Origin of the sequence: Streptomyces sp. NPDC091376 (genome assembly GCF_044757085.1) — a bacterium.
GTDB classification, from domain to species: domain Bacteria; phylum Actinomycetota; class Actinomycetes; order Streptomycetales; family Streptomycetaceae; genus Streptomyces; species Streptomyces pratisoli.
This window is the reverse complement of sequence record NZ_JBIVUF010000012.1, coordinates 119,171-143,205: the sequence shown is the minus strand read 5'-3', so window position 1 is coordinate 143,205 and position 24,035 is coordinate 119,171. Positions and strand designations below refer to the sequence as shown.

Annotated in this window: 28 protein-coding genes; 14 read left to right on the top strand and 14 right to left on the bottom strand. The window is 70.7% G+C overall.

What is annotated here, in order from left to right:
* Positions 1–97 precede the first annotated feature (97 nt).
* The 4 genes from ACIQMR_RS25265 to ACIQMR_RS25250 all read left to right on the top strand — a co-directional run bounded on the left by ACIQMR_RS25265 (position 98) and on the right by ACIQMR_RS25250 (position 2,414).
* Entirely contained in the window at positions 98–463 is a 366-nt protein-coding gene (locus tag ACIQMR_RS25265; protein WP_401391372.1) for a hypothetical protein, read from the top strand.
* Between the two features lie 246 nt (positions 464–709).
* Positions 710–1,222 carry a DUF6584 family protein gene (locus ACIQMR_RS25260; RefSeq protein ID WP_401391701.1) on the top strand — a complete coding sequence of 171 codons (513 nt, stop codon included), beginning with the start codon at positions 710–712 and terminating at the stop codon, positions 1,220–1,222.
* Between the two features lie 116 nt (positions 1,223–1,338).
* On the top strand, positions 1,339–1,827 hold the full coding sequence (locus ACIQMR_RS25255; protein WP_401391698.1) for a hypothetical protein: 489 nt from the start codon (positions 1,339–1,341) through the stop codon (positions 1,825–1,827).
* A gap of 158 nt (positions 1,828–1,985) precedes the next feature.
* Positions 1,986–2,414: a VOC family protein gene (locus ACIQMR_RS25250; RefSeq protein WP_401391369.1), complete on the top strand. Its 429-nt coding sequence runs from the start codon at positions 1,986–1,988 to the stop codon at positions 2,412–2,414.
* Between the two features lie 125 nt (positions 2,415–2,539).
* Here ACIQMR_RS25250 and msrA read toward each other — a convergent pair whose 3' ends face one another.
* The gene (gene msrA / locus ACIQMR_RS25245; protein ID WP_401391367.1) at positions 2,540–3,052 is read right to left on the bottom strand and encodes a peptide-methionine (S)-S-oxide reductase MsrA; all 513 of its coding nucleotides are present in this window, start codon (positions 3,050–3,052) and stop codon (positions 2,540–2,542) included.
* Positions 3,053–3,243: 191 nt separating this feature from the next.
* Here msrA and ACIQMR_RS25240 point away from each other — a divergent pair, with 191 nt between their 5' ends.
* On the top strand, positions 3,244–3,837 hold the full coding sequence (locus ACIQMR_RS25240; RefSeq protein ID WP_401391364.1) for a DUF4291 domain-containing protein: 594 nt from the start codon (positions 3,244–3,246) through the stop codon (positions 3,835–3,837).
* Between the two features lie 56 nt (positions 3,838–3,893).
* Here ACIQMR_RS25240 and ACIQMR_RS25235 read toward each other — a convergent pair whose 3' ends face one another.
* The 3 genes from ACIQMR_RS25235 to ACIQMR_RS25225 are packed head-to-tail and all read right to left on the bottom strand — an operon-like array spanning position 3,894 to position 6,636.
* Positions 3,894–4,412 carry a hypothetical protein gene (locus tag ACIQMR_RS25235; RefSeq protein ID WP_401391361.1) on the bottom strand — a complete coding sequence of 173 codons (519 nt, stop codon included), beginning with the start codon at positions 4,410–4,412 and terminating at the stop codon, positions 3,894–3,896.
* Positions 4,409–5,944: an ATP-binding protein gene (locus ACIQMR_RS25230; RefSeq protein WP_401391358.1), complete on the bottom strand. Its 1,536-nt coding sequence runs from the start codon at positions 5,942–5,944 to the stop codon at positions 4,409–4,411. Before ACIQMR_RS25230 ends, ACIQMR_RS25235 begins: the two co-directional genes overlap by 4 nt.
* Positions 5,941–6,636 (bottom strand): response regulator transcription factor, encoded by a 696-nt coding sequence (locus ACIQMR_RS25225; protein ID WP_401391355.1) that lies wholly within the window; start codon positions 6,634–6,636, stop codon positions 5,941–5,943. Before ACIQMR_RS25225 ends, ACIQMR_RS25230 begins: the two co-directional genes overlap by 4 nt.
* A 91-nt stretch (positions 6,637–6,727) precedes the next feature.
* Between ACIQMR_RS25225 and ACIQMR_RS25220 the strand changes: the two genes are divergently transcribed.
* From ACIQMR_RS25220 to ACIQMR_RS25205, 4 genes are read left to right on the top strand one after another with little or no spacing between them, the layout of a single operon-like run.
* On the top strand, positions 6,728–7,390 hold the full coding sequence (locus tag ACIQMR_RS25220; protein WP_401391352.1) for a hypothetical protein: 663 nt from the start codon (positions 6,728–6,730) through the stop codon (positions 7,388–7,390).
* Positions 7,391–8,503 (top strand): peptidoglycan-binding protein, encoded by a 1,113-nt coding sequence (locus ACIQMR_RS25215; protein WP_401391349.1) that lies wholly within the window; start codon positions 7,391–7,393, stop codon positions 8,501–8,503.
* The gene (locus tag ACIQMR_RS25210) at positions 8,500–9,246 is read left to right on the top strand and encodes an ABC transporter ATP-binding protein (protein WP_401391346.1); all 747 of its coding nucleotides are present in this window, start codon (positions 8,500–8,502) and stop codon (positions 9,244–9,246) included. Before ACIQMR_RS25215 ends, ACIQMR_RS25210 begins: the two co-directional genes overlap by 4 nt.
* 11 nt (positions 9,247–9,257) lie before the next feature.
* Positions 9,258–10,445 (top strand): ABC transporter permease, encoded by a 1,188-nt coding sequence (locus ACIQMR_RS25205; protein ID WP_401391695.1) that lies wholly within the window; start codon positions 9,258–9,260, stop codon positions 10,443–10,445.
* Between the two features lie 170 nt (positions 10,446–10,615).
* Here ACIQMR_RS25205 and ACIQMR_RS25200 read toward each other — a convergent pair whose 3' ends face one another.
* From ACIQMR_RS25200 to ACIQMR_RS25190, 3 genes are read right to left on the bottom strand one after another with little or no spacing between them, the layout of a single operon-like run.
* On the bottom strand, positions 10,616–11,035 hold the full coding sequence (locus ACIQMR_RS25200) for an arsenate reductase ArsC (RefSeq protein WP_401391343.1): 420 nt from the start codon (positions 11,033–11,035) through the stop codon (positions 10,616–10,618).
* A 23-nt stretch (positions 11,036–11,058) separates the two neighbouring features.
* Positions 11,059–11,805 carry an aquaporin gene (locus ACIQMR_RS25195; RefSeq protein ID WP_401391340.1) on the bottom strand — a complete coding sequence of 249 codons (747 nt, stop codon included), beginning with the start codon at positions 11,803–11,805 and terminating at the stop codon, positions 11,059–11,061.
* A complete protein-coding gene (locus ACIQMR_RS25190; RefSeq protein ID WP_401391337.1) occupies positions 11,802–12,188 on the bottom strand; it encodes an ArsR/SmtB family transcription factor in 387 nt (128 codons plus the stop codon). Before ACIQMR_RS25190 ends, ACIQMR_RS25195 begins: the two co-directional genes overlap by 4 nt.
* 102 nt (positions 12,189–12,290) lie before the next feature.
* Here ACIQMR_RS25190 and ACIQMR_RS25185 point away from each other — a divergent pair, with 102 nt between their 5' ends.
* Positions 12,291–12,788, top strand: coding sequence for an ArsI/CadI family heavy metal resistance metalloenzyme (locus ACIQMR_RS25185; RefSeq protein WP_401391334.1), 498 nt, complete (start codon positions 12,291–12,293; stop codon positions 12,786–12,788).
* A gap of 73 nt (positions 12,789–12,861) precedes the next feature.
* On the opposite strand, the gene ACIQMR_RS25180 is transcribed toward ACIQMR_RS25185, so the two are convergent.
* From ACIQMR_RS25180 to ACIQMR_RS25170, 3 genes are all read right to left on the bottom strand, one after another.
* Positions 12,862–13,176 (bottom strand): carboxymuconolactone decarboxylase family protein, encoded by a 315-nt coding sequence (locus ACIQMR_RS25180; protein ID WP_401391332.1) that lies wholly within the window; start codon positions 13,174–13,176, stop codon positions 12,862–12,864.
* A 256-nt stretch (positions 13,177–13,432) separates the two neighbouring features.
* Positions 13,433–14,521 carry a sensor histidine kinase gene (locus tag ACIQMR_RS25175; RefSeq protein WP_401391329.1) on the bottom strand — a complete coding sequence of 363 codons (1,089 nt, stop codon included), beginning with the start codon at positions 14,519–14,521 and terminating at the stop codon, positions 13,433–13,435.
* A gap of 146 nt (positions 14,522–14,667) precedes the next feature.
* Positions 14,668–15,333 (bottom strand): response regulator, encoded by a 666-nt coding sequence (locus tag ACIQMR_RS25170; protein ID WP_401391326.1) that lies wholly within the window; start codon positions 15,331–15,333, stop codon positions 14,668–14,670.
* A 174-nt stretch (positions 15,334–15,507) separates the two neighbouring features.
* On the opposite strand from ACIQMR_RS25170, the gene ACIQMR_RS25165 reads away from it, so the two are divergent.
* Both ACIQMR_RS25165 and ACIQMR_RS25160 read left to right on the top strand, forming a co-directional pair.
* On the top strand, positions 15,508–16,902 hold the full coding sequence (locus ACIQMR_RS25165) for a DUF418 domain-containing protein (RefSeq protein WP_401391323.1): 1,395 nt from the start codon (positions 15,508–15,510) through the stop codon (positions 16,900–16,902).
* A gap of 174 nt (positions 16,903–17,076) precedes the next feature.
* Positions 17,077–18,828 (top strand): ABC-F family ATP-binding cassette domain-containing protein, encoded by a 1,752-nt coding sequence (locus tag ACIQMR_RS25160; RefSeq protein WP_401391320.1) that lies wholly within the window; start codon positions 17,077–17,079, stop codon positions 18,826–18,828.
* 127 nt (positions 18,829–18,955) lie between these two features.
* Here ACIQMR_RS25160 and ACIQMR_RS25155 read toward each other — a convergent pair whose 3' ends face one another.
* Positions 18,956–19,321 (bottom strand): DUF1330 domain-containing protein, encoded by a 366-nt coding sequence (locus ACIQMR_RS25155; protein ID WP_401391318.1) that lies wholly within the window; start codon positions 19,319–19,321, stop codon positions 18,956–18,958.
* 64 nt (positions 19,322–19,385) lie between these two features.
* The gene (locus ACIQMR_RS25150) at positions 19,386–20,438 is read right to left on the bottom strand and encodes an NAD(P)-dependent alcohol dehydrogenase (RefSeq protein ID WP_401391315.1); all 1,053 of its coding nucleotides are present in this window, start codon (positions 20,436–20,438) and stop codon (positions 19,386–19,388) included.
* 127 nt (positions 20,439–20,565) lie between these two features.
* Here ACIQMR_RS25150 and ACIQMR_RS25145 point away from each other — a divergent pair, with 127 nt between their 5' ends.
* Positions 20,566–21,429, top strand: a complete 864-nt coding sequence (locus ACIQMR_RS25145; RefSeq protein ID WP_401391312.1) for a helix-turn-helix transcriptional regulator — start codon at positions 20,566–20,568, stop codon at positions 21,427–21,429.
* 127 nt (positions 21,430–21,556) lie between these two features.
* Here the strand turns inward: ACIQMR_RS25145 and ACIQMR_RS25140 are convergent, their stop codons facing one another.
* Both ACIQMR_RS25140 and ACIQMR_RS25135 read right to left on the bottom strand, forming a co-directional pair.
* The gene (locus tag ACIQMR_RS25140) at positions 21,557–22,822 is read right to left on the bottom strand and encodes an Ig-like domain-containing protein (RefSeq protein ID WP_401391309.1); all 1,266 of its coding nucleotides are present in this window, start codon (positions 22,820–22,822) and stop codon (positions 21,557–21,559) included.
* Between the two features lie 297 nt (positions 22,823–23,119).
* Positions 23,120–23,485, bottom strand: coding sequence for a hypothetical protein (locus tag ACIQMR_RS25135; protein ID WP_401391306.1), 366 nt, complete (start codon positions 23,483–23,485; stop codon positions 23,120–23,122).
* Between the two features lie 119 nt (positions 23,486–23,604).
* On the opposite strand from ACIQMR_RS25135, the gene ACIQMR_RS25130 reads away from it, so the two are divergent.
* Complete coding sequence (locus tag ACIQMR_RS25130) at positions 23,605–24,015, top strand: hypothetical protein (protein ID WP_401391303.1); 411 nt, start codon at positions 23,605–23,607, stop codon at positions 24,013–24,015.
* Positions 24,016–24,035: the final 20 nt, after the last annotated feature.

Here is a 24,035-nt window from a genome sequence, read left to right as displayed (position 1 = left end):
GCCGCTGGCTGGGCCGGAGGGACGCTACCGTGCGGGGGCGGGTACTGGGGTTGCGGGTTGCGGTACCTGGCTGCTGCACCGCACGATCCGAACGGGGGTGACCGTGGAACGGCATGTGCTGGAATCGCTGTTGGTCGGTGATGACGAAGCGTCCGTGGCAGCACTGGCCGCCCTCCGCAGCGGCGCCCCCTACTCGGTGGAGGAGCGGGTACAACCCACTGGTGCGCATTCCGGAGTCTTCGGTCGCCGACTTCAGCGCATGCGGATGCGCGGATTCGAACCTCCTGGCCTGGAGCGAGCAGTGCAGCTCATCAGGGAACATGGCCGGCCTGTGCGCTCAGCGCTGATCGATCCCGAAAATCGGACACGGTTCACCCTGCTCTTCCTCACCGAGGACCGCAGCGCACTCGTGGCCTGCGTTAGCTGGCCGCTGCCGCTGCCTGCCAGGAAACCACCGCTTTAGGAGAAGAGGTCGGGTGACTCTGGCTCTCACCTGAGGTTCACGCCACCGGTGGATACTGAGCGACCACGCTGCCTTGCACCCCAGTTCCCCGTGCTCGGCGTGTGCGGCATGGACACCTCCGGCGGCGGCTACGTGACGTACCCGTACGGTCGCGACGCAGGGCACCGACTGACAACCACAACAGGCGACTTGCTGAGCGAGGAAACCCGATCGACGTCACTGACTGCAGTGCCCGATCATGCACCCATGCCGTTGAGAGACACCCTTGCCCGAGTCGATGCGGATCTGGCCGCCGGCCGGGTTCCCGTCGCGCGCCAGCGTCTGCGCGGGCTGGTGTCGTCCTTCCCGAACGACCTGACGCTTCGTCGCCGCCTGGCCGAGGTCTACCGCCTGTACGGAGAGCACGCGGAAGCCGGCCGTTGGATGTACCTCGAACAGGACCGGGACGCGGCTGAGACCCACGCCTTCGAGGCGAGGTACCGCACGGCTCAGCAGCGCATGCACGCACTTGCCTGGCATGGTCCTGAGTCGCTCGCCCGAACGGCATTCGCCGGAGAGCAACTAGCAGCAGTACGAGCAGCCTGCTCGGAAGCCGTGGGACACCCCGTCGACTGGGACACGGTGCCATCCGGCTCGAAGGAAGACGGCAGAGGAAGCTCGTTCGCCGGCTGTCTGGCAGGGGCTGGATGCCTGGTGGCGGTCCTCGCGTTCCTCGCGATCTGGGTGAACGGACTCATCGCTCTCTTCGCGGCCGCGTAGACCGACAGGTGACTGCCGAGGTGACACCCTCGCGGCTCGCAGCGCTGTGGCGGGCCCGACGGCCGTCGGGCCCGCCCATCGCCCACACGTTCCGTACGACGTACGCGGACCGCTGGGTGCGCTTCCACAGCCTCCCCGACTCGAAGCGCTACCCGGAGTCCGCAGACGACTACACGATCGTTCTGGACCGGTACAACACGATTCTCGACGAGCTGTTCGCGGGCACGGACGTGTTCGTCGTGACCATGGACTGGTCGAACACACCGACCGGGCCGGCCGGCTGGCCGTCACCACGGCAAGAGCTGCATCCCGACGGCATGCACTGGTGGACCGAATCGGAGCAGGACGACCCCGACCCCGAGTTCCACACCCACACACGTCTCTACGCCGACCGAAGACCGTGGCGAGCCGGCTGCGCAGACGGGCTGTTGCGCGCCGTCGCGGACGAAGCGGTCGTCGAGGTGTTCATCACGGACACGGAGCTCCGCCGCATCCACCATCCCTACGATGGCGGCGCGGACGTCGTCCTCACGCTGCCTGCCGAGCGAGACGAACTGCGCGACCGGCATGCCGACTGGCTCTCCACCCACCCGGCCGGCCTCTGACAGGGACCGTCCAGCGGTAGCCAGTACTCATCGGTGCACATAGATCAGCAGGCGAGACACCGAAGCAGCCAATGCATTGCTCGCAAGGGCCGTTCCTCCCGACAACGTGTGCTTCCACACCGGGAAATGAGCAAGAGCGCCCCTGTTATGGTGCGCCGATGTCAGCGATCAAGCAGTTCCAAGTCACCTTTGACTGCGCAGAACCTGAGCGCCTCGCTCGTTTCTGGTGCGAGGTGCTGGGGTACGTCGTACCGCCGCCCCCGGAGGGGTTCGCCACTTGGGACGACTTCACGTGCTCGCAGCCACCTGAGCAGCGGGACTCGTGGTTCGCCTGCAGTGATCCCTCAGGTGTGGGCCCGCGGCTGTACTTCCAGCGCGTCCCCGAGGGGAAGGCCGCCAAGAACCGGCTGCATCTCGACGTGCGGGTCGCCACCGGGCTCGTGGGTGAAGAGCGCCTCGCCGCGCTTGAGGCCGAATGCGCGCGACTGGTCCCGCTCGGCGCGGTACACGTGCGAACGCTGTATGACGGCAGTGATGCGTGCATCCCGATGCAGGACATCGAGGGCAACGAGTTCTGTCTCGACTGAGCATCCCCCGGGCCGGCGGCCCCGCGTCCACCGCGGGGCACCGCCGGCCCCGCGGGGCGCAAGCACGGACCGGCGCGGACCCGCCGGGGGCGGCCTGCGCCCGCGGCCGGGTCGCGTCGTGCCGGTCAGCCCTCCGTGCGGGCGGGGAGCCGCCATCCCGGGCGCGGGAAGTGGCAGGTGTATCCGTCCGGGTAACGCTCCAGGTAGTCCTGGTGCTCGGGCTCGGCCTCCCAGAAGGCGCCGACCGGCTCGACCTCGGTGACGACCTTGCCCGGCCACAGTCCGGAGGCGTCCACATCCGCGATCGTGTCCTCGGCGACCCGCTTCTGCTCGTCGTCCACGTAGTAGATCGCCGAGCGGTAGCTGAGGCCCATGTCGTTGCCCTGGCGGTTCTTGGTGCTCGGGTCGTGGATCTGGAAGAAGAGCTCCAGGATCGCGCGGAAGTCGGTCTTCTCGGGGTCGAAATGGATCTCGATGGCCTCCGCGTGCGTGCCGTGGTTACGGTACGTCGCGTTCGGCACATCACCCCCGGTGTAACCGACCCGGGTCGCCGTCACGCCCGGGAGCCGGCGGATCAGGTCCTGCATCCCCCAGAAGCATCCGCCCGCGAGCACGGCCCTCTGCGTCTGCGACGCCATTACAGCCCTCCAATATGTGTCGGCTCGGTCGCTCGGGCTGCTCGGTCCACACACCACCGGCATCCCTCACGCACCTGCTGCAACACGCGAGGCCGCCACGCGATTCCGCGCGGCCGGGGTGCTCTGCGTCGCAGTGACCGGCAGTCGAAAATCAGTGGCCTCCCGAACCGGCCGACCCCACGCTGTACGTCATGGAAGAACCGCAGCGCGGGATCCGTGCGGCCTACTCGGACTCCACGATCACCGTCTACCAGGCGTACCGCCCGGAAATCGGTCAGCCCGCCGCCCGGGAGGGCCGTTTCCCCGCCGCGTGGAAGCGGGACAGGATGACGTGGATCAAGCCGTCGTTCCTGTGGATGATGTACCGCAGTGGCTGGGGCAAGAAGCCTGGGCAGGAGACCGTACTCGCCGTCGAGATCACTCGCGAGGGCTTCGAATGGGCGCTGCGCAACGCGTGCCTGTCGAGTTACGTCCATGGGCTGCACTCCGACCGCAGCACCTGGAAACGGCAGCTGAAGCGTGCACCAACCCGCGTCCAGTGGGATCCCGAACGCGATCTGCGCCTACAGCCCCTGCCGTACCGAGCGCTGCAACTCGGGCTCTCCGGCGAAGCCGTACGACGTTACGCGGACGAGTGGACGGTCTCGATCAACGACGTGACTCCGCTCGCCCGTAAGGTCCACGAACTCGTCGGCAGCGGCGACCTGGACTCGGCGAGCAGCCTGCTGCCCCACGAGCGGCCGTACCCCGCCGGGGACGAACTGATGGCCCGCCTGAGTTCGTGACAGGGCGCGTTCGCCCGGTAGCCGTCTGCCACCCATGGGGCATCTGCCGCGTGCCCTCACGAGGACGCGCCGCTCAGGAACTGCGAGCACCGGTAGGGGCCGACGGGCGCGCCTGTGCCGTCGAGCGTCACCTGGACGTCGTCCGGGCGGACGGACGGGTCGAGCACCGCCTGGGCGCGGGTCAGCGTGCACACCCATTGCCCGTTGGCCAGCCAGGATCGTGTCCCGGAGAAGTCGGTGTCCGGCGCGTGGAGGGTGACCCGGGCGCCGGAGCCGGTGACCTCGTAGGTGCCGGGCCGTACGAGATTGGCCAGGCCGCGCTCCTGTTCGCCCGCGGTGGGTTCGACCATGAGCAGTTTCGTGATGTCGTTGAGGCTCCTCAGCTCGATATCGGGGCGGGTGACTCCCTCCACGCGGTCGTCGCGCGCGTAGTAGAGCCGCAGTGCCTTGGTCAGGCCGCCGGCCGAATCGCCCGCCTCCACGACGCCCGTCGGCTGGATACCGCAGCCCGTCGCCGCCGCGGACAGGGCGAGGGCGAGTGCCCGGACGGGTGCGCTTCTGCGTACCGGTGTCATGCCTCGCCCTCCGACGGCAGTGGTCGGTGCGGGAGTCGCAGCGTGAACACGGCGCCCCCCTCGGGACGGTTGACGGCCTCGATCGTTCCGCCGTGCAGGCGGGCGTTCTCCAGGGCGATGGCGGTGCCGAGACCGCTGCCCTCGGATCGGGTACGGGCACTGTCCGCCTTGTAGAAGCGGTCGAATACCCGCTCGATCACCTCGGGCGGCAGCCCGGGGCCGTGGTCCGCGACCTCCACGGTGATCCCGTCGCTGTCCTGGAGGAGGTCGACGGTGACGGGCGGGGAGCCGTGCTGCAGGGCGTTCCCGACGAGGTTGGCGACGATGACGTCGACGCGCCGCCGGTCGGCCACCGCACGCACACCGTCGGGCAGCCGGGCCTGCACCTTGCCGGTCCAGCCGCGCAGTTCCAGGCCGGCGCGGAGGGTGGCGCCCAGGTCGATCCCGTCGAGGCTGATCCGGGCGGCTCCGGAGTCGAACCGCGACATCTCCATGAGGTCCTCGACGAGCCGGGAGAGCCGGGCGGTCTCGACGCTCACGCTGCGCGCCGCGCGCGCCGTGTCGGGCGGCAGCTGGTCCGCGTCCTCGTCGAGGACGGTCGTCATCATCGTCATCGCTGCCAGCGGGGTGCGCAGTTCGTGCGATACGTCGGCGACGAACCGTCGTGCCCTCCCCTCCTGTTCGCGCAGCTCCCCCACCGAGGTCTGCAGGGCGTCCGCCGTGGCGTTGAAATCCTGCGCGAGACGCGCGAGTTCGTCCCGGCCACGCACCTCGACCCTGGTGGACAGCTCTCCGGTCGCGAGCGAACGGGTGGCCCGCCCCAGCTCCCGCACGGGACGCAGTACGGTACGGGCGGCCAGCAGGGCCAGCAGGGCGGTGAGTCCCACCACGGGCAGGATGCCGTTGCGCACCGCGTGCAGCAGGGCGGCGATGTCGTCCCGTTCGGCGTTCAGGCTGGTGATCGCGAAGACTTCGAGGCCGGACACGCGTCCGTCGTCGTAGGTGACCGGGGTGCCGACGGCCAGGTAGGGCTCGTTGCCGTAGGTGACCCGCTGGAAGCTCATCCGGTCGTGTCCGCGGACGGCGGCGCTCAGCTCGGGTGGTATCCCGGGGGATGCGGAGGGCCGGCCGGCCGTCGGGTCGGAGGTCGCGCGGAGGTCCCCGTACCGGGTGATGATCCGGGGAGTGCCGCCGAGACCGTCGGAGACGCTGTCGGCGAGCCGGGTCAGAGAGCGTGTGTCGGGCGGCATGTCGAAGTCGGGGGCCAGCTGATCGACGCGTTGGCGGAAGTCGGTGACGAAGGAGTTCTGCGCCCGCTTGAGCACGGCGGTACGGGACTCCCGGTAGGCGAGCGTGGTGGCGGTCACCGCGCTGATGAGCGCGACCAGGACGAACACGACCAGCAGCCGGGTGCGCAGGCCGCCGGGCAGGAGCCTGGTACGCAGGCCTCCGGGCAGGAGCCGGGTACGCAGGCCTCCGGGCGCCCGGGTGCGTGGTCCACCGGGCAGTCGCGCCTTGAGCCGTGCGTTCATATCGGCCCAAAGCGATAGCCGAAGCCCCGCACCGTCTGCACGTAACGGGGCTTCGCCGGGACGTCCTCCAGCTTGGCCCGCAGGCGTCCCACCGCCGCGTCGACCAGGCGTGAGTCGCCGAGGAAGTCGTGCTCCCAGACGGATTCGAGGAGCTGCTCGCGGCTGAGCACCCGGCCTGGTGACGCCGACAGTTCCAGCAGCAGCCGCAGTTCGGTGGGCGGCAGAGCGATGGGTACGCCGTGCTTGGTGACCGTCAGCCCGGCCCGGTCGATGACGAGCCCCGCCAGGTCGGGCGCGGCGGGCGTCGCGGTCGCCGCGGGGGAGACACGGCGCAGCGCGGCCCTGATACGGGCCTCCAGGACGGTCGCGGTGACGGGCTTGACGACGTAGTCGTCCGCGCCCGCTTCGAGGCCGGCGACGATGTCGTCGTCGTCGCCCCGCGCGGTCATCATGATCACTGGAAGGGCAGCGGTACGCGCACGGATGCGGCGGCACACCTCGAAGCCGTCCATACCGGGGAGCATCAGGTCCAGCACGGCGAGCTCCACCCGCGGTCCCCGCGGCCCGGCGAGGTGGGTGAGGGCTTCCTCTCCCGTGGTCGCGGTGTCCACCTCGTACCCGTGTCTGCGCAGGACGAGCTCTATCCCGTCCCGTACGGACGCGTCGTCCTCTATGAGAAGCACATGCGGCATGCGGTTCATTATGCGCAGGCCGGAAGCACTGTTACGTGTTCATCATGTCGCCATGGAGGAGCCACCATGTGGGGCCCGGAGGGTGATCCCCATGAGCATCCAGACTTCCTCCCGTGCTTCCTCGCGTGTGCGGCCGGCGGCTCTCGTCGCCGCTCCCCTCCTCGCGCTCGCCGTCGCCTGCGGTGGCGTCGACGACAGCGCCGAGAGGGGCGGTGAGATCGCGTCCGCCCCGGACTCCGCGTCGGCCGGCTCGTCCACGTCCGGCGACGGTGACGGCGACGGCGGTTCGAAGGGCGAGCGGCCTGCGGCCGGCAAGAGCGCGTTCTTTGACGCGCAGATGAAGTACGTCCAGTGCATGCGCACCAAGGGCGGCGTCGAGGACTTCCCGGACCCCAAGCTGAGCGGTTACCTCGACTGGGCGGCGATCGAGAAGATCGCCGACCCGAACGGGTCGGGCGAGGAGTACAAGGGCGGCAAGGACGGCGTCTGCGGCCCTCAGATGACCGAGGCCATGAAGCTGGGGCCCGAGCGGGACGCGCACAAGGACTACGAGTCGATGCTCGCGCACGCCACGTGCATGCGGGACAACGGCGTCTCCAAGTTCACCAACCCCACCATGTCGGGAGGCAACGCGCTGCCCGGAGGCGACCCGAACCCGGCGGATCCGCAGATCGACAAGGACTCCCCGGCGTACAAGCAGGCCCGTGCGGCCTGCAGCTCCAAGCTCCTCGACGGCCTGGACGGGATGCAGTAGATGAAGCGTCGCACCACGCTCGTCACGATCGGCGCGATCACGGTCGCGGCCGCCGCCGGAGCCGGTTTCGTCCTCCTCGACGACGGCGGCGACGCGGGCGCGAGCGGCAGGAGTCCGCTGCCGGCGGCCACCGCCACCGTCGCCAGGACCGACCTCGTGCGGTCCACGACGGTCGACGGCACGCTCGACTTCGCCCAGCGCCGCGCGGTCAAGTCCGCCGTCGAGGGCAGGGTCACCGTCGCCGCCTCCGAGGGGAGGACGGTCAGGATGGGACAGGCGCTGTACGAGCTGAACGACAAGCCCGTCACCCTGCTGTACGGCCCGGTGCCGATGTTCCGGGAGATGAAGGCGGGCGACCGCGGCAGCGACGTCCTCCAACTGGAGCGCAATCTTCGCGACCTCGGGTACGGAGCTGCGCTGTACGTCGACAGCCGTTACGACAAGGCGACCGAGGCGGCCGTCAAGCAGTGGCAGAAGTCGCTGAACCGCGAGTCGACCGGCAGGGTGGGCAAGGGCGACGTCGTCTTCCAGCCCGGTCGCGTCAGGGTCGTTTCCGCGGACGCCGCACTCGCCGACCAGGTGGGCCCGGACACGGCGGTCCTGACGGTCGCGTCCACCCGGCTCGTGGTGAGGGCGCAGCTCGACCGGGACGACGGCGCGCTCGCGGCGACGGGCACCGAGGTCAGGGTCACCCTGCCCAGCGGCAGGACTGCCGCGGGCAAGGTGGTCGGCACGGTCCGCCCCGAGACGTCCGGTGAGGGCGGCGGGACCGGGGGCAGCGCCCAGAACGGCTTCACCGTCGAGATCGCCCTGGACGGCGACGGCTCCGCCGCGTCCGGTCAGGACGCGTCCGGTCAGGACGCGTCCGGTGAGGACACCAGGGCGCCGGCGAGCGTGACGTTCGTCAGCGAGAGCCGCGAGGGCGTCCTCGCGGTGCCCGTCGAGGCGGTCGTCGCGCTGCGCGGTGCGAACGGCGGCTACGGCCTCCAGGTCGTCGAGAACGGCAGGACCAGGAGGGTGCGCGTGGAGACCGGCATGACCGCCGACGGCAGGATCGAGGTCGGCGGTCCGGGCGTTCGCGAGGGCATGAAGGTCGGAGTGGCGACGTCATGAGCGCCACGGCCACGGACCCGGTCGTCGAGCTGCGCGGCGCCACCAGGTCGTACCCCGGTGGGGTCCATGCCCTGCGCGGTGTGGACCTGACGGTGGAGCGGGGTGAACTGGTGGCGATCGTCGGCCCGTCCGGCTCCGGCAAGTCGACCCTGCTGAACGTCATCGGCACCCTGGACAAGCCGACCTCCGGCACCGTCCGGGTCGCCGGGTACGACGTGAGCGCGCTGTCGGACGCGCAGTTCTCCGCGCTGCGCGCACGGCACATCGGGTTCGTCTTCCAGCACTTCCACCTGGCGGCGGGTCGCGACGCGGTGGACAACGTCGCCGACGGACTGCTGTACGCGGGTGTGCCGTTGAAGGAGCGCCGGGCACGCGCGCGGGTGGCACTGGAACGCGTACGGCTGGGCCACCGGCTCGACCACAGGCCGAACGAACTGTCCGGCGGCGAGAAGCAGCGCGTGGCCATCGCCCGCGCCGTCGTCGGCGATCCGGCTCTGCTCCTCGCCGACGAACCGACGGGGGCGCTCGACACGGCCGCCGGCGAGATCGTGATGGCGCTGATCCACGAGCTGAACGCGGCGGGCACGACGATCTGCGTCATCACCCACGACACCGAGATCGCCGAGTCCTTGCCGCGCCGCGTCCGCTTCCGGGACGGCGAGATCGTCTCGGACTCCCGTGCGGGTGCGAAGGTCTGCCCCCGCCCGGGCCCCCGCCCGCGCACGGAAGGGGTGGGGTCGTGAACGACGACGCCATGAGACTCAGGGCCGCCCGCCTCGCGCCCCGTGACGTCCTGCGGGTCGGCGCGGTGGGCCTGCACGCCCGCCGGGCCAGGGTCGTCCTGTCCGCCCTGGGTATCGCGATCGGCATCGCCACGATGGTGGCCGTCGTCGGCCTGTCCCAGTCGAGCCGCGCGGACCTGATGGCGCAGCTCGACCGGCTCGGCACGAACCTGCTGACCGCCGAGGCGGGCACGGACTCCATGGGCAACGAGACCAAACTGCCGAAGAACGTGGTGGCCATGGTCGAGCGCATCGGACCCGTCGAGCACGCCACCGCGACCGGCGACGTCGACGCCCGCATCAGGCGGAGCGATGTCGTGCCCGAGGAGCGGACCGCCGGCGTCACCACGCAGGCGGTCCGCCCCGATCTGCTCGCCGCGCTCAACGCACGGATGGGCAAGGGTGTCTGGCTCGACATCGCCGGCGAGCGACTGCCCGTGACGGTGCTCGGATCGGTCGCCGCCCAGCGGCTCGGGATCACCGAGCCCGGCGAGAAGATCATGATGAACGACGAGTACGTCGTGGTCGTCGGCATCCTCGAACCCGTCGAACTGGTGCCGAACCTGGACCGGGTCGCGATGGTCGGTTTCCCGGCCGCCGAGCGGTACTTCGGATTCGACGGGCACCCCACCACCGTCTTCGAACGCTCCACGGACGCCTCCGTGGAGGACGTACGGGCGGTCCTCGCGCGCACCGTCAACCCTGGCGGCGACGGCCCCGTGAAGGTGTCCCGGCCGTCCGACGCGCTCGCCGCAAAGGCCGCCACGGACAAGGGGCTGACCACGCTGATGCTCGGCCTGGGAGCGGTGGCTCTCCTCGTCGGCGGAGTGGGCGTCGCGAACACCATGGTCATCTCGGTGCTGGAACGCCGCCAGGAGATCGGTCTGCGGCGTGCGCTGGGCGCCACCAAGGGCGCGATCCGGCTCCAGTTCCTGACCGAGTCCCTGCTCCTGTCCTCCCTCGGCGGCCTGGCGGGCGCGGTCCTGGGCGCGGCGGCGACTTACGCCTTCGCTCTCGCCCAGGGCTGGATCGCGGTGGTACCCCCCTGGTCGCTGGCCGGAGGCTTCGGCGCGACTCTCGTGGTCGGTATGGTCGCGGGTCTCTACCCGGCGATCCGCGCATCCCGGCTGCATCCGACGGCGGCGTTGAACGCGACGTGAGGGCGAGGGAGAACGGGAGGAGCGGGAAGGGGAGGAGGGGCAGGAACGGCGGACCTGCTGCTGCGCGGTCGGGCCCGTAGCGCACCGTGTGCTCTCCCGGTGTGAGCGGTGTGGTGGGGTGGGCGGAGTCCGGCGACACCGTGGCCGGGACCCTTGGCCTGCCGAAGGTGTCACGCGCCTGCTGCGACACCGAGTTCGTCCAGCAGGCCGCGGATGCGCTGCTCGATCTCGTCCCGGATCGGCCGGACGGCGTCGACGCCCTGGCCGGCGGGGTCGTCGAGTGTCCAGTCGAGATAGCGCTTGCCCGGGAAGTAGGGGCAGGCGTCGCCGCAGCCCATGGTGATGACGACGTCCGACGCCTGTACCGCCTCGGTGGTCAGCACCTTGGGGGTCTCGGCGGAGATGTCGATGCCCGCTTCGCCCATGGCCTCGACCACGGCGGGGTTCAGGGTGTCGGCGGGGGCGGAGCCCGCCGAGCGGACTTCGACCCGGTCGCCGCCGAGATGGGTGAGGAACGCGGCGGCCATCTGGGAGCGCCCCGCGTTGTGGACGCAGACGAACAGCACGGACGGGGTTTCGGCGGTACTCATGGAGTCTTCCTCGGGCAGGGCGGTCAGCGGTTGACGGTGGTGAGTTCGGGCTCGCCGTGGGAGGCGGTCACGTCGTCCGCCGTCGTCCGTGGCCGGCCGAACAGGACGGCGACGAGGGCGACACCGACGACGGCTCCGACGAGTTGGAACGCGATGAACGGCGGCACGGAGGCAGGGGCGATCCCGGCGAAGGTGTCGGAGAAGGCGCGGGCGATGGTCACCGCAGGGTTGGCGAAGCTGGTGGAGGACGTGAACCAGTACGCCGCGCCGATGTAGGAGGCGACCGCGACCGGGCCGATGTTCTGCCGGCCGGTGCGTGCCGGCCCGAGGACGAGGAGGACCAGGCCCGCGGTGGCGACGACCTCGCCCAGCCACAGGGGCCCGGTGGACCGTTCGTGTGTGGAGAACCGGATCAGGGGTTCGGCGAACATCGCGTCCGCGAGGACCGCGCCGCCGATGCCCCCGGCGATCTGCGCGGGCACGTATGCGGCGACGGCCCGCAGGCTCGGCCCGTCCTCCGTACGACGTCCGGTCCACCAGGCGGCCAGCGTGACAACCGGGTTGAAGTGAGCGCCGGAGACCGGGCCGAGCAGAGCGATCAGCACGCCGAGGCCGAAGACGGTGGCCAGGGAGTTGGCCAGCAGCTGTATGCCGGCGTCGCGCGTCAGCTCCGTGGCCTGGATGCCCGAGCCGACCACGATCGCGACGAGGGCGGCCGTGCCCACCAGCTCGGCCAGGGCGCGGCGCCCGAGGGGAGCGGGCTCGGTCACGTGGCCGCTCCGGCCGGTACGGAGTCGGACGGTGCCTGCAGGAGCGACGACAGCCGGGCCAGCGCGGCGGGCACGACCCGGTAGTAGACCCACGTGCCGCGCCGCTCGGATCCCACCAGGCCCGCTTCCCGGAGCACCTTCAGGTGGTGGGAGATCGTCGGCTGGGACACGTCGAACGGGCCGGTCAGATCACAGACGCACGCCTCGCCGCCCTCGTAGGAGGCGATCAGGGACAGCAGGCGCAGGCGGACCGGGTCGGACAGGGCCTTGAACATCCGGGCCAGGTCCGCGGCGGCCTCTTCGCCGAGCGGCTCGCGAACCATCGGCGAGCAGCAATCCGTCTGATCGTCCTGCTCGATCACCGGCAGCTCTGATTTCGACATGCGTCTATGTTGACAGCTATCGAATTAATTGCCAACCTCGATCTCACCATGCTGTATCGATGAACATCAATGAAAGTCGATCGAGAAGTGAGGGAGACCGCCATGTCCCGCGTTCAGCTCGCCCTGCGCGTCAGTGATCTCGAAGGCTCCGTGGCCTTCTACTCCAAGCTTTTCGGCGTCGGGCCCGCCAAGCGCCGCCCGGGGTACGCGAACTTCGCCGTCACCGAGCCCCCGCTCAAGCTGGTCCTCATCGAGGGCGAGGCCGACGAGGACACGCGCCTGGACCACCTCGGCGTCGAGGTGGAGTCCACCGACCAGGTCAACGCGGCCACCAACCGGCTCAGGGACGCCGGCCTGGCCACGTTCGAGGAGAACGACACCTCCTGCTGCTACGCCCGCCAGGACAAGGTGTGGGTGCACGGTCCCGGCCAGGAGCCGTGGGAGGTCTACGTCGTGAAGGCCGACGCCGACACGCTGGGCAAGAGCACCGAGGACTCTCAGCCGACCTGCTGCACGAGCGGGCAGCGGAACACCGACCTCGACCTGGCGCCCGTCCCGGCAGAGGCGAAGGCCACGACCGGATGCCGTTGCGGACGCTGATGCCGCGTCCGCCCCGACCCTCGTCCTGGCCCTCGCCCTCGACCTGGCCCTCGGCCTCGACCTGGCCCTCGGCCTAGCTCTCGGCGTCCGCGACGGCGATCGCGATGCCGAGTGCCTCGGCGATGTTGCCGGCCGCTGTCATGACGCGGGCCGTGCCCACGATGGGGGCGATGGCGACCAGGACATCCTGCAGTTGCTCGGTGGTCAGGCCGGCCTGGATCGCGGGGTCGATGTGGGCGACGTAGGAGATCGGCGGAGCGTCGGAGGCGGCGAGGGCGGCGATGCGGGTGAGCATGAACATGTCCGGGGCCAGACCGCACCGCTCGACGGAGTCGACCGTCATCGCGGCGAGGGTGTCCAGTACCGGAGTCTCAGAGGCTGTGGCCATGGCTACGCGTCTCCTTCTGGTGTCGTGACGAGGATCAGCGGGCCGAAGCAGGACAGGGCTCCGCATCTCCTGCTCGACCGTAAGTCCGCTGTCCGTGGATCGCCTGTCGAGGGACCTTCCGAGAGAGACGGACAGGCGCGGACGGCGTCGGCCGCGGCCCGCACCTGCGAGCGCACGACGGCGGCCGCGGACCGCTGCCGCGGGCCGAGAGCCACCGACGGGAGCGATCCGCGCCCGCACCACCGGCTCCGCCATGTCATGTCGAGTTGTCGGCCGGGAGTTCCAGGCGGAGTTCGTAGCCGCCGTCCGCCGTCGGGCCGGAGGTGACCGTGCCGCCCAGGAGTTCGGCGCGTTGCCTGAGGCTGACGAGGCCGTAGTGGGCGCTGGGGAGGGGGAGGGCGGGGCGCGTCGGGGTGGTGTTGGTGATGGTGACGTGGACGGTGTCGGCCTCGCGGTGGATGCGGACCGTCGCAGTGGCGCCGGGAGCGTGTTTGCGGACGTTGGTCAGCGCTTCCTGGACGGTGCGGTAGATGGCGCGCTGGACCGTCGGCGGCAGGCCGTCGGGCAACGTCTCGGGCGGCAGGTCCGTATGCAGTTCCGCCTCGATGCCGCTGCCGTCGACCAGCCGCTGGAGTTCGGCCAGCGACGGTTGCGGGGTCAGTTCCGCGGGCCGTCCCCCGGAGGCGCGCAGGACGCTGACCATGTGCCGCAGCTCGTCGAGCGTCTGCACGCTCAGTCGCCGGATCGTGGCCGCGGCTTCCCTGGTCTCGGCGTCCCGGGTGCCGACCTGGAGCGCTCCGGCCCGGACCGCGATCAGGCTGACCTGGTGGGACACCACGTCGTGCATCTCCCGGGCGAGTTGTGCGCGCTCCTTGGCCAGCACGGTCTGGGTGGTGAGCAGCCGCTCGTGGTCGCGCGCCTCGGAGATCTCCGCGAGCCGCAGCGACAGATCGCGCCGGGTCTGTACGAGCTGACCGAGGAAGACGGGCGCCGCCGCGGTCGCCGCGGTGTAGCCGAGGGTGATCAGGGTCGCCGTGGACGACAGGTCGAGGCTCGGTGACGGAAGCGAGGTCATGTCGCTGATCGTGAACGCCAGCGCGCATACGCCCAGCAGAACGCGGCGGCGGCTGAGCGAGGCGAGGGTGTACAGCGCGGCCAGCGCGGCGAAGATCGCGTCGGACAGTACGACGGAGGGCACCGTGAGCACGAACGTGAGCAGGGGCATGCGCCGGCGCAGCAGCAGGGCGAACGCGCCGACCAGGGCGAAGGCGAGGCGCAGCGACTCGGCGGTGTCGACGTTGAAGAAGACGTCGAGCAGCGCGATACCGACGAGCACGGCGTCCATCAGCGGGGCGGGGAACCGCGGCGAGGCCGGACCGGCCGGATTCGGGCGACCGAGGGCCGGACCCCTCAGGATCGGACGGCCCGGGCTCGGATCGCTCGGGGTCGGACCGCTCGGAGACGGACCGCTGGGAGTCGGACCGCTGGGAGTCATGCCCCCTCCTCGTCCCGCTGCGGCCTGAGCAGGCCCGCCCGTTCGGCGAGCAGTGCCGCCTGGACACGGCCGCCGACCTCCAGCTTGGTGAAGATGGCGCTCACATGATCCTTGACCGTGCCGGTGCCCAGATGCATGCGTACGGCGATGTCGGCGTTCGACAGCCCCTCGGCGATCAGGACGAGCACGGCGCGCTCACGGTCGGTCAGCCGGGCGACGCCATGGACGGCGGCGTCCTGGGGGCCGGCTTCCAGATAGCCGTCCACGACGGCTCTGGTGACCTTGGACGACAGTACGGTGCCACCGCCGGCGAGGGTCCGCACCAGATACGGCAGCCCCTCGGGGTCGGTGTCCTTGAGCAGGAACCCGGCGGCGCCCGCGCGCAGGGCGGTCGTCACGTACTCGTCCATGTCGAACGTCGTGAGCATGGCCACCACCGGCGGGTTCGGCAGCCGGCGCAGGCCGGCCAGTACGGTGAGCCCGTCCACGTCGGGCATCCGGATGTCCAGCAGCACGACGTCGGGCCGCACTTCCTGCGCGGTCTTGAGCGCTTGTCCGCCGGGGACCGCCGCGACGACCTCGATGTCGTCCGCCGTGTCGAGGATGTGCTGGAAGCCCGTGCGGATCAGGGCTTCGTCGTCGACCACCATTACCCGGATCACGCGTGCTCCACTCACCATCGGAACCATCGGAATCGTCCGGACCGCCGGAATCGTCCGGACCACGGGAACCTCGGACCACTGCCCGATTCGCACGATATGCCCCCCGGTCGGCGGGGGCGGTTCCGGACACCTGCCGGATGGCTGCGCCTCGCGGCTTCCCCAACCCTTGGGCGTATGACGCACGACCCAGTGGCGACGGCGACAGCCGTGCGCCCCGGGACGGCCGCCGCCGCCGCACCGGGCCGCTCGCCCTCCCGTGCGCCGTCGACCGGGCGCCTGATCGGCATCGACCTGGCCCGCGGGCTGGCGATCTTCGGCATGTACGCGGACCACGTGGGCCCCGCCCCCTCGGTGGGCGGCGCGCTGGGCTGGTTGATGGAGGTGGCGCACGGCCGGTCCTCGGCCCTGTTCGCCCTCCTCGCAGGCTTCACCCTGATCATTCTCACCGGCCGCCCGCAGCCGCGGACCGGACGCGCGGGGCGGCAGGCGATGGGCCGCGTACTGATCCGCTCCGCCGTCCTGATCGCCCTGGGATACGCGCTGACCTGGCTGGACACCGATGTCGACGTGATCCTCGCCTGCTACGGGCTGATCTTCGTCCTCGCCCTCCCGCTGTACCGGCTGCGCGCCGCGACCCTGGCCGTCATCGCCGCGTCGGCCGCGCTCGTCATGCCCGTGGTGCTGTACGCACTGCGCGTCGCGGGCGAGGCCGGGGGCTGGGCCGATGCTGTCGTCGCCCGTGATCCGCTGGCCAGCGTCACGGGTGGCGACGGGTTCGTCGAGCTGTTCGTGACGGGCGCGTACCCCGTACTGACCTGGCTGCCGTTCATCATCGCCGGGATGGCGGTGGCGAAGCTCGACCTCACCCGCCCCGGAATGCTCACCAGGCTCGCCCTGTCCGGCGGGGCGCTGGCTGCGCTCGGATACGGGGGCTCATGGCTGGCCCTCCATCTGGTTCCGGGTGCGCTGCCCGCCGTGAACGCGGTCACGGCGGGCAGCTCCGCCGCCTCGGCCTGGTGGTCCGACGCCGCCGGCGCCCCCACCGAGGCCACTCCCTACTGGCTGCTGGTGGCCGCGCCGCACAGCCAGACGACCTGGTCCATCCTGGGCAACACCGGCGTGGCCCTGCTCGTACTCGCCGTATGCCTCGCGGCCATGGACCGCTCGGCGTTCCTGCGGCGGTCGGCCGCGCCCGTCGTCGCGGCCGGCTCGATCTCCCTGACGGCGTACGCCGGCCACATCGCCGCGATCAAGGTCCTGGGAGCCGACGAACTGCCGGCCGATGCCGCCCTTCCGGTCCTGGTCACCTTCATCACGGCGACCATGCTCTTCGCCCTCGTCTGGAAGCGCTACTTCCGGCGCGGACCACTGGAACACCTGCTGCACGTCGCGACCACGACCGCGGTCCCATCACCGTCACCGACGCCGTCACCGTCGCCGACGCCGGCCCTGGTCCCGCCCCCCGTCCCGGCCCCGGTCCCGGTCCCGGCCCCGGTCCCGACCGCGTCGGCCGACCGCCGCGCGGAATCAAAATCGCTTCGGCCGCCTGCCGGGCGCCCCGTAGACTGACGCGCATGGGTTCGTACTACTTCTTTCTCTGATTCCGGGCGCCGAGCCGGCGTGACCCTCTGACCCGCTGGCCTTTCCTGGTCGCGGGTGGTCCCCGGCATGTCAGGCGTATCCCTCCCCCGGTCCGAGAGAACCCCGCCCCTGCTCCGGGGCATGTCATACCAGGGAAAGCCCATGCGCGACCGCGCCCGCAGTCATCGCTCCACCCAACTGACCATGAAGGACGTCTCCAAGGCGTACGGGGACCGCTCCGTCCTCGAACAGGTGTCGCTGACCGTACGCCCCGGCGAACGGGCCGGGGTCATCGGCGACAACGGCTCGGGAAAGTCCACGCTCCTGCGGCTGCTGGCCGGGGCCGAACGACCGGACGAGGGCGAGATCACCGTCCTGTTCCCCGGCGGCACCGGCCATCTCGCGCAGGTCCTCGACCTCGATCCGGCGGCGACCGTCCAGGACGCCGTGGATGCCTCCCTCGCCGAACTGCGCGAGCTGGAGCGGCGGATGAGGGACGCCGAAGCGGGCCTCGCCACCGCATCGACGGCCGAGCTGACCGCGTACGGCGAACTGCTGGACACGTACGAGGAGCGCGGCGGATACGAGGCGGACGCCCGCGTCGACGCCGCGCTGCACGGTCTCGGCCTCGCCCGCGTCACACGGGAGCGGCGCATCGGCTCCCTGTCCGGTGGCGAGCAGTCCCGGCTCGCCCTCGCGTGTGTGCTGGCCGCGGCGCCGGAACTGCTGTTGCTGGACGAGCCGACGAACCATCTGGACCGGCAGGCCACGGCCTGGCTGGAGGAACATCTGCTCGCGCACCGCGGCACGGTCGTGGCGATCACCCATGACCGGGAGTTCCTGGAGCGGATCGCGACGACGATCCTGGAGGTCGACCGGGACCGGCGGACGGTGACGCGGTACGGGGACGGCTGGAGCGGCTACCGGGCCGCGAGGGCGGCGACGCGCCGCCGCTGGGAGCAGGAGTATCAGGAGTGGCTGGACGAGCTGGCGCGTACGGAGGAACTGGTGGCGGCGGCCGGGCAGCGTCTCGCGGCCACCGGCAAGGACCCGCGCCAGGGCTTCGGCAAGCATCGCCGCTCTCATGAGGCCAAGCTGTCGGGGCAGGTCAGGGCGGCGCGGCAGCGGCTGGTACGCCTGCGGCAGGAACCGGTGGCGGCGCCACCCGAGCCCCTCTCCTTCCGGGCGGAGCTGACGACCGCGGCCAGGACCGCGGACGGTGACCTGCTCGCCGAGCCGACGGCCGGCGAGCACACCGAGCCGGACAGCGGCACGCACACCGAGCCGACCGCAGGCGAGCACACCCAGCCGGACAGCGGCATGCTCGCCGAGCTGGAGAGTGACGTGCTCGCCGAGCTGAAGGGCGTCGCGGTCGGTGACCGGCTGCGCATCGACGAGCTGGCCGTGAAGGTCGGCGAACGGCTGATGGTGACCGGACCCAACGGGGCCGGGAAGTCGACCCTGTTGCGGGTGCTCGCGGGGGAACTGGAGCCGGACGAGGGGACGGTCCGCCGCCGGGCGCGGATCGGCTATCTGCCGCAGGAGCTGTCCCCGACGCCGACCCGCCGCCCGCTGCTGTCGGCGTACGCGGCCGGTCGCCCCGGCCCGGCCGAGGAGTACGCGGACGAGCTGCTGGCCCTCGGGCTGTTCCGCGAGGAGGACCTGACGGTGCCGGTGGCCGCGCTCTCGGCCGGCCAGCAGCGCCGGCTGGAGCTCGCCCGGCTGGTGACCCGGCCCGCCGACCTCCTCGTCCTGGACGAGCCGACGAACCATGTCGCGCTCGGCCTGGTCGAGGAGTTGGAGGCGGCACTCGTCGCGTACACGGGCGCGGTGGTCGTGGTCTCGCACGACCGCCGCTTCCGCGCGACCTTCCGGGCCCCGCGGCTGGAGCTGCGCGCGGGGCGGCTGTGCTGACGGCAGGACGCCGCCCGCACTGACCGACAGCGGGCCAGCCGGACGGTGGGCCAGACCGACAGCGGGCCGGACGGACGGTGGAACAGGCGCACGACGACCCCGCGGCGGGACCGCCGGCCGGGGTCCGCTACGGCGTCGCCGTCCGCACGTCCCGCGCCGCCCTGAGCTTCGCCGCCGTCGCGGCCGCCTCGTACCCCTCCGGGACGCCGTCGATCAGCATGACGTCGCCCGTCATGTGCCGCGTCCGCAGCGGAACGAGTTCCTGGTAGGCCGGGGACGCGTACCAGCCGCGGGCCGCGGCCATCGAGGGGAAGCCGATGACGACGAGCGCTCCGGGCCACTCCCCCTCGCACACGTCCCGCTCCGGGGCGCCGTGCACGAGGAACCGGCCGCCGAAGGGGTCGAGGGTGGCCTGGATGCGCTCCATGTAGGTGAGGACCTCGTCGTCGAGACGGGCCGGGGGAAACAGGTTGCCGATCGCGTATGCGCTCATGTCCCGATCGTGCCTCCCGCCGGCCCGCCCGTCGATTACCTGCCAGGTCATCCGGCTACAGGTCTCAGATCGTCGCCGCGTCGATCACGAAGCGGTAGCGGACGTCGCTGCGCAGCACCCGCTCGTACGCCTCGTTGATCTGGTCCGCCCGGATCAGTTCGATGTCGGCGCCCAGGCCGTGCTCGGCGCAGAAGTCGAGCATCTCCTGGGTCTCCGGAATGCCGCCGATGCCCGAACCGGCCAGCGTCCTGCAGGCGAGGATGAGGGAGAAGGCGTTCAGCGACACGGGCTCCTCGGGGGCGCCCACGTTCACCATCGCACCGTCCGTCCTCAGCAGGCCCAGGAACCGGTCCAGCGGGAGCGGCGCCGACACCGTGTTGATGATCAGGTCGAACGTGCCCGCCAGGGCCTCGAAGGTGGCCTCGTCACTGGTCGCGTAGTAGTTCTCGGCACCGAGCCGCAGTCCGTCGTCCTTCTTGCGCAGCGACTGGGACAGCACGGTCACCTCGGCGCCCATGGAGCTCGCGAGCTTGACGGCCATGTGGCCGAGGCCGCCCAGGCCGACGACGGCGACCTTCTTGCCGGGGCCGGCGTTCCAGTGCCGCAGCGGAGAGTACGTGGTGATGCCGGCGCACAGCAGCGGTGCGGCGACGTCCAGGGACAGCCCGTCGGGGATGCGGACAGTGAACTCCTCGTCGACGACGATGTGCGTGGAGTAGCCGCCGTACGTCGGCTCACCGTTCTTGTCGAGGGCGTTGTACGTGAGGACGCTGCCGCCCGTGCAGTACTGCTGCAGCCCGGCCTTGCAGTTGTCGCACTCCCGGCAGGAGTCGACCATGCAGCCGACGCCGACGCGGTCGCCGACGGCGAACTTGGTCACGCCCGGGCCGACCTCGGTGACGATGCCGGCGATCTCGTGGCCGGGGACCATGGGGAAGATGCCCTCGCCCCAGCCGTCGCGGGCCTGGTGGATGTCGGAGTGGCAGATGCCCGCGTACTTGATGTCGATCAGTACGTCGTGGTCGCCGACCGCCCGGCGCGGGACGGTGGTCCGCTCCAGAGGGGCGTTGGCGGCGGGGGCAGCGTATGCGGGGACAGTGGTCGCCTGTGTGGTCATGTCCAGGAGCCTGACGCTTTTCCCGCAGGTCACCCAGCCCTCTGTCGTACCTACGCACGCTGTGCCTACCACTGGCAGGGTCAGGCTCGGCTCGTATGTCGGCGTGCGAAGCCTGAATACTTGACGAATGGACCAGCGTGCCGAACTCAGCGAATTCCTGCGCTCCCGCCGCGCCCGGCTGAAGCCGGAGGACGTCGGGCTGCCCGACTTCGGCCGCCGCCGCCGGGTTCCGGGGCTGCGCCGTGAGGAGCTGGCCCAGCTGGCCGGGGTGTCCGTCGCGTACTACACCCGGCTCGAACAGGGTCATGGGCAGAACGTGTCCATCGAGGTGCTCGACTCGATCGCCCGCGCCCTTCGGCTGTCCGACACCGAGCGCGACCATCTGACGCATCTCGCGAAGCCGAACCCGAAGAAGAAGAGGCGCGCGGTGCGGGCGGCCCAGAAGCTGCGGCCGCAACTGCAGATGCTGATCGACGCCATGGACGGGGTGCCCGCGTTCTTCGTCGGGCGCCGGATGGACATCCTCGGGTGGAACAGGATGGCGTGCGCCCTCCTCGGCGACCTCGCCGCGCTGCCTCCGCAGGAGCGGAACATGGCGCGGCTGGTCTTCCTCGACCCGGGCGCGCGTGATCTGTACCTCGACTGGGAGGGCAAGGCGCTCGAGGTCGTGAGCGTGCTGCGGCTGTGCGCGGGCTGCTATCCGGACGATCCGCAGCTCTCGGCCCTGGTCGGCGAACTGTCGGTCAAGAGCGACGAGTTCCGCACGCTGTGGGCGGCGCACACGGTGCAGGAGAAGGGCCACGGCACGAAGCGGCTGCGCCATCGGCTGGTCGGCGAGATGACGTTGCTGTACGAGACGTTGAGGCTGCCCGACGACCCCGATGTGGCGCTGGTGACCTATCACGCGGAGCCGGGCTCGGCGTCGGAGGAGTCGCTGGGGCTGCTGGCGAAGTGGGGGGTCGACGAGGTGCCCGCCCCGGCGATCCGCTGAACGGCCGCCGACGCGATCCGCCGAGCGGTCGCTGAGCGGTCCTCGCCGTACGACGAAGGCGGCGGCTCCCGGAGCGTTCCGGGAGCCGCCGCCTTCGTACGTCGTTGGCGGACGGCGGGAGCGGCGGTCAGACCGCCGAGCCGGCCTTCCAGTCGGCCCAGCTCATGTTCCAGCCGTTGAGGCCGTTGTCGGGCTTGATCGTCGTGTCCTTGGAGTTCTTCACGACGACGACGTCACCGACGATCGAGTTGTCGTAGAACCAGGCGGCCGGCTGCTTCGGGTCGCCCGCGCCCTTGACGTCGTTCAGACCGACACAGCCGTGGCTGGTGTTGGCGCTGCCGAAGACCGAGTCCGGGCCCCAGTAGTTGCCGTGGATGAACGTGCCCGAGGTGGACAGCCGCATGGCGTGCGGGACGTCCTTGATGTCGTACTCGCCCTTGCCGTCGTCATCGGTGAAGCCGACGGTCGCACCGTTCATCCGGGTCTCCTTGAACTTCTCCGAGATCACCATCCGGCCGTTGTAGGTCGGGTTCTCGGGGGAGCCGGCGGAGATCGGGATGGTCTTGATCGTCTTGCCGTCCTGGGTGACCGTCATGGTCTTGGTGGCGGCGTCGACGGTGGAGACCTGGTTGCGGCCGATGGTGAAGGTGACCGTCTTCTGCTGGACGCCGAAGACGCCGTCGGCGCCCTCGACGCCGTCGAGGTTCAGCTTCAGCGTGACCGTGGAGCCCTCCTGCCAGTACTCGTCCGGACGGAAGTCGATCCGCTGCGAGTTGAACCAGTGGCCGACCACCTCCTGACCGCCGCTGGTGGAGACGGTGATGCCGGACTGGACGGCCTTGCGGTCGGTGATCGCCTTGTTGAAGTTGATCGAGACCGGCATGCCGACGCCGACGGTGGAGCCGTCCTCGGGCGTGAAGTTCCCGATGAAGCTGTTGTCGGGCGAGACGGTGGTGAACGACGCGTTCTCGTGGGCCTCACGGCCCTTGGAGTCCTTGGCGCTCGCGGCGATCTTGTAGACGGTCGCGCGCTCGAGCTGCCCCTCCGGCTGCCAGCTCTTGCCGTCGGCGGCCAGCGTGCCCTCGACGGTCTTGCCGTCGGCGGTGGTCATGGTGACCTCGGTGAGCTTGCCGTTGCTGACGGTGACCTTGGCGTCGTTGTTGATGCTCGCGTTGGTCGCGCCGTTCTTCGGCGAGATGACTATTCGGGCGTCCGAGGAGTCCTTGGCGGCCGCCTCGTCGACCTGCTCCTGCGACTTCTTCGAGCTCTCGGAACCGGAGCCGTCCGCGTCGGCGCTGCTGCAGCCCGTGAGTACCAGTACGCCGCCGAGCAGTGCGGACGCGGCCGCCAGGCGCCCGCGCCGCTTGCTGTCCGTCATCACACGCTTCTCCATCGTCACCGATTTACCTGCGATCTCTTACAAGAAGACCCACAACCACCCGCCCGGTTCCAGTCCTGGCGAAATATGTGGGCAACACCACTGATCGACGCACGCTGGGCGCCGCCGGTTGCAGTGCTGAGGATTCTGTTGGGCGTTCCTGTGCGCTTTCCCTTGTGGGACACGGACGGGAGCGGGCCCCGGTTCGCCGGCCGCGGCGCCCGGGGCCCAGTGGATCGAACTGGTCAGGCTCATCGGGCTGATCAGCTGGATCCGGTGGATCCGATCGTCGCGGCTCCGGCGTCACGGGCCTCAGGCGCGGTCCCTCTCGTCGTCCTCGCCGTCGTCCTCGTCCTCGTCCGTCTCCCCATCTTCTCCGTCGATATCCCACTCTTCGGCATCGGGGTCGTAGTCGATCTGCTCACAGCTCCAGGACGCCTGGGCGAGGTCGACTCCCGGGACATCGCCCACCAGGTCGAAGGGGTCGACGAGATAGGCGAGGGCCTCGGCGGGGTCGTCGCGTACGGCGGCCCCGGCGTGCGCGCGCTCCTCGTCCGGCATGAGTTCGTCGGTGTCGATCCGGTCGAGGGCGGCGTCGGTCAGCGCTTCCGGTTCGCCGACCTCCAGCACCAATTCGACGTGTAGCCGCACATAGCGTGATGTCTCAGAAGTGGTCATACGACGGAGACTAGGCCTCCGGGCATCCCGACTTTCCAGCGACCCGCTGCTTTCATTAGCATCGCCGCAGCATCACCTCCCGCGGCCAAGTCGCCGCTGTCACAAGGGGGATCGTTCCCGTGCCCGTCGCCCGACGCCCACTGCTGACCGCTGCCGCAGCCGGCACCCTGCTCTGTGCGCTGTGGTTCGTCCCCTCGGCGAACGCGACGGCTGAGGGTGCGGCCGTGCAGGCCGCCCAGAAGCAGTCCGGGGGTTCCGCTTCCGGCCACCCTGCCGAGGGTGTGCAGGACACGCGGGAAGTTCAGGACACCCAGGGCTCCGAGGGCTCCGAAGGGGCCCCGGACGGCCAGGGCTCTCAGGACTCCCCGGGAGCGCAGGAGGCGCAGGGCGGGACGCCGCGGCAGCTGTCGCTCGCCGATACGGGCAGCGTGGACACGACGCCGTATCTGATCGGCGGCACGATGTTCCTGGCCGTCGGGGCCGGGTTCGTGAGCTTCGCGGTCCGCAGGAGCGGCGTCCACCCGGCCTGAGACGGACGCCAGGGACGAAC

What these genes read in the sequence shown, in the direction of transcription:
- ACIQMR_RS25215 (WP_401391349.1), top strand. Translation starts at nt 7,391, where the DNA reads ATGAAGCGTCGCACCACGCTCGTCACGATCGGCGCGATCACGGTCGCG.
- ACIQMR_RS25190 (WP_401391337.1), bottom strand. Translation starts at nt 12,188, where the DNA reads ATGTCGAAATCAGAGCTGCCGGTGATCGAGCAGGACGATCAGACGGAT.
- ACIQMR_RS25160 (WP_401391320.1), top strand. Translation starts at nt 17,077, where the DNA reads ATGCGCGACCGCGCCCGCAGTCATCGCTCCACCCAACTGACCATGAAG.
- ACIQMR_RS25210 (WP_401391346.1), top strand. Translation starts at nt 8,500, where the DNA reads ATGAGCGCCACGGCCACGGACCCGGTCGTCGAGCTGCGCGGCGCCACC.
- msrA (WP_401391367.1), bottom strand. Translation starts at nt 3,052, where the DNA reads ATGGCGTCGCAGACGCAGAGGGCCGTGCTCGCGGGCGGATGCTTCTGG.
- ACIQMR_RS25220 (WP_401391352.1), top strand. Translation starts at nt 6,728, where the DNA reads ATGAGCATCCAGACTTCCTCCCGTGCTTCCTCGCGTGTGCGGCCGGCG.
- ACIQMR_RS25175 (WP_401391329.1), bottom strand. Translation starts at nt 14,521, where the DNA reads ATGGACGCCGTGCTCGTCGGTATCGCGCTGCTCGACGTCTTCTTCAAC.
- ACIQMR_RS25260 (WP_401391701.1), top strand. Translation starts at nt 710, where the DNA reads ATGCCGTTGAGAGACACCCTTGCCCGAGTCGATGCGGATCTGGCCGCC.
- ACIQMR_RS25240 (WP_401391364.1), top strand. Translation starts at nt 3,244, where the DNA reads ATGGAAGAACCGCAGCGCGGGATCCGTGCGGCCTACTCGGACTCCACG.
- ACIQMR_RS25250 (WP_401391369.1), top strand. Translation starts at nt 1,986, where the DNA reads ATGTCAGCGATCAAGCAGTTCCAAGTCACCTTTGACTGCGCAGAACCT.
- ACIQMR_RS25205 (WP_401391695.1), top strand. Translation starts at nt 9,258, where the DNA reads ATGAGACTCAGGGCCGCCCGCCTCGCGCCCCGTGACGTCCTGCGGGTC.
- ACIQMR_RS25180 (WP_401391332.1), bottom strand. Translation starts at nt 13,176, where the DNA reads ATGGCCACAGCCTCTGAGACTCCGGTACTGGACACCCTCGCCGCGATG.
- ACIQMR_RS25230 (WP_401391358.1), bottom strand. Translation starts at nt 5,944, where the DNA reads ATGAACGCACGGCTCAAGGCGCGACTGCCCGGTGGACCACGCACCCGG.
- ACIQMR_RS25140 (WP_401391309.1), bottom strand. Translation starts at nt 22,822, where the DNA reads ATGGAGAAGCGTGTGATGACGGACAGCAAGCGGCGCGGGCGCCTGGCG.
- ACIQMR_RS25200 (WP_401391343.1), bottom strand. Translation starts at nt 11,035, where the DNA reads ATGAGTACCGCCGAAACCCCGTCCGTGCTGTTCGTCTGCGTCCACAAC.
- ACIQMR_RS25235 (WP_401391361.1), bottom strand. Translation starts at nt 4,412, where the DNA reads ATGACACCGGTACGCAGAAGCGCACCCGTCCGGGCACTCGCCCTCGCC.
- ACIQMR_RS25165 (WP_401391323.1), top strand. Translation starts at nt 15,508, where the DNA reads ATGACGCACGACCCAGTGGCGACGGCGACAGCCGTGCGCCCCGGGACG.
- ACIQMR_RS25150 (WP_401391315.1), bottom strand. Translation starts at nt 20,438, where the DNA reads ATGACCACACAGGCGACCACTGTCCCCGCATACGCTGCCCCCGCCGCC.
- ACIQMR_RS25225 (WP_401391355.1), bottom strand. Translation starts at nt 6,636, where the DNA reads ATGCCGCATGTGCTTCTCATAGAGGACGACGCGTCCGTACGGGACGGG.
- ACIQMR_RS25155 (WP_401391318.1), bottom strand. Translation starts at nt 19,321, where the DNA reads ATGAGCGCATACGCGATCGGCAACCTGTTTCCCCCGGCCCGTCTCGAC.
- ACIQMR_RS25145 (WP_401391312.1), top strand. Translation starts at nt 20,566, where the DNA reads ATGGACCAGCGTGCCGAACTCAGCGAATTCCTGCGCTCCCGCCGCGCC.
- ACIQMR_RS25185 (WP_401391334.1), top strand. Translation starts at nt 12,291, where the DNA reads ATGTCCCGCGTTCAGCTCGCCCTGCGCGTCAGTGATCTCGAAGGCTCC.
- ACIQMR_RS25135 (WP_401391306.1), bottom strand. Translation starts at nt 23,485, where the DNA reads ATGACCACTTCTGAGACATCACGCTATGTGCGGCTACACGTCGAATTG.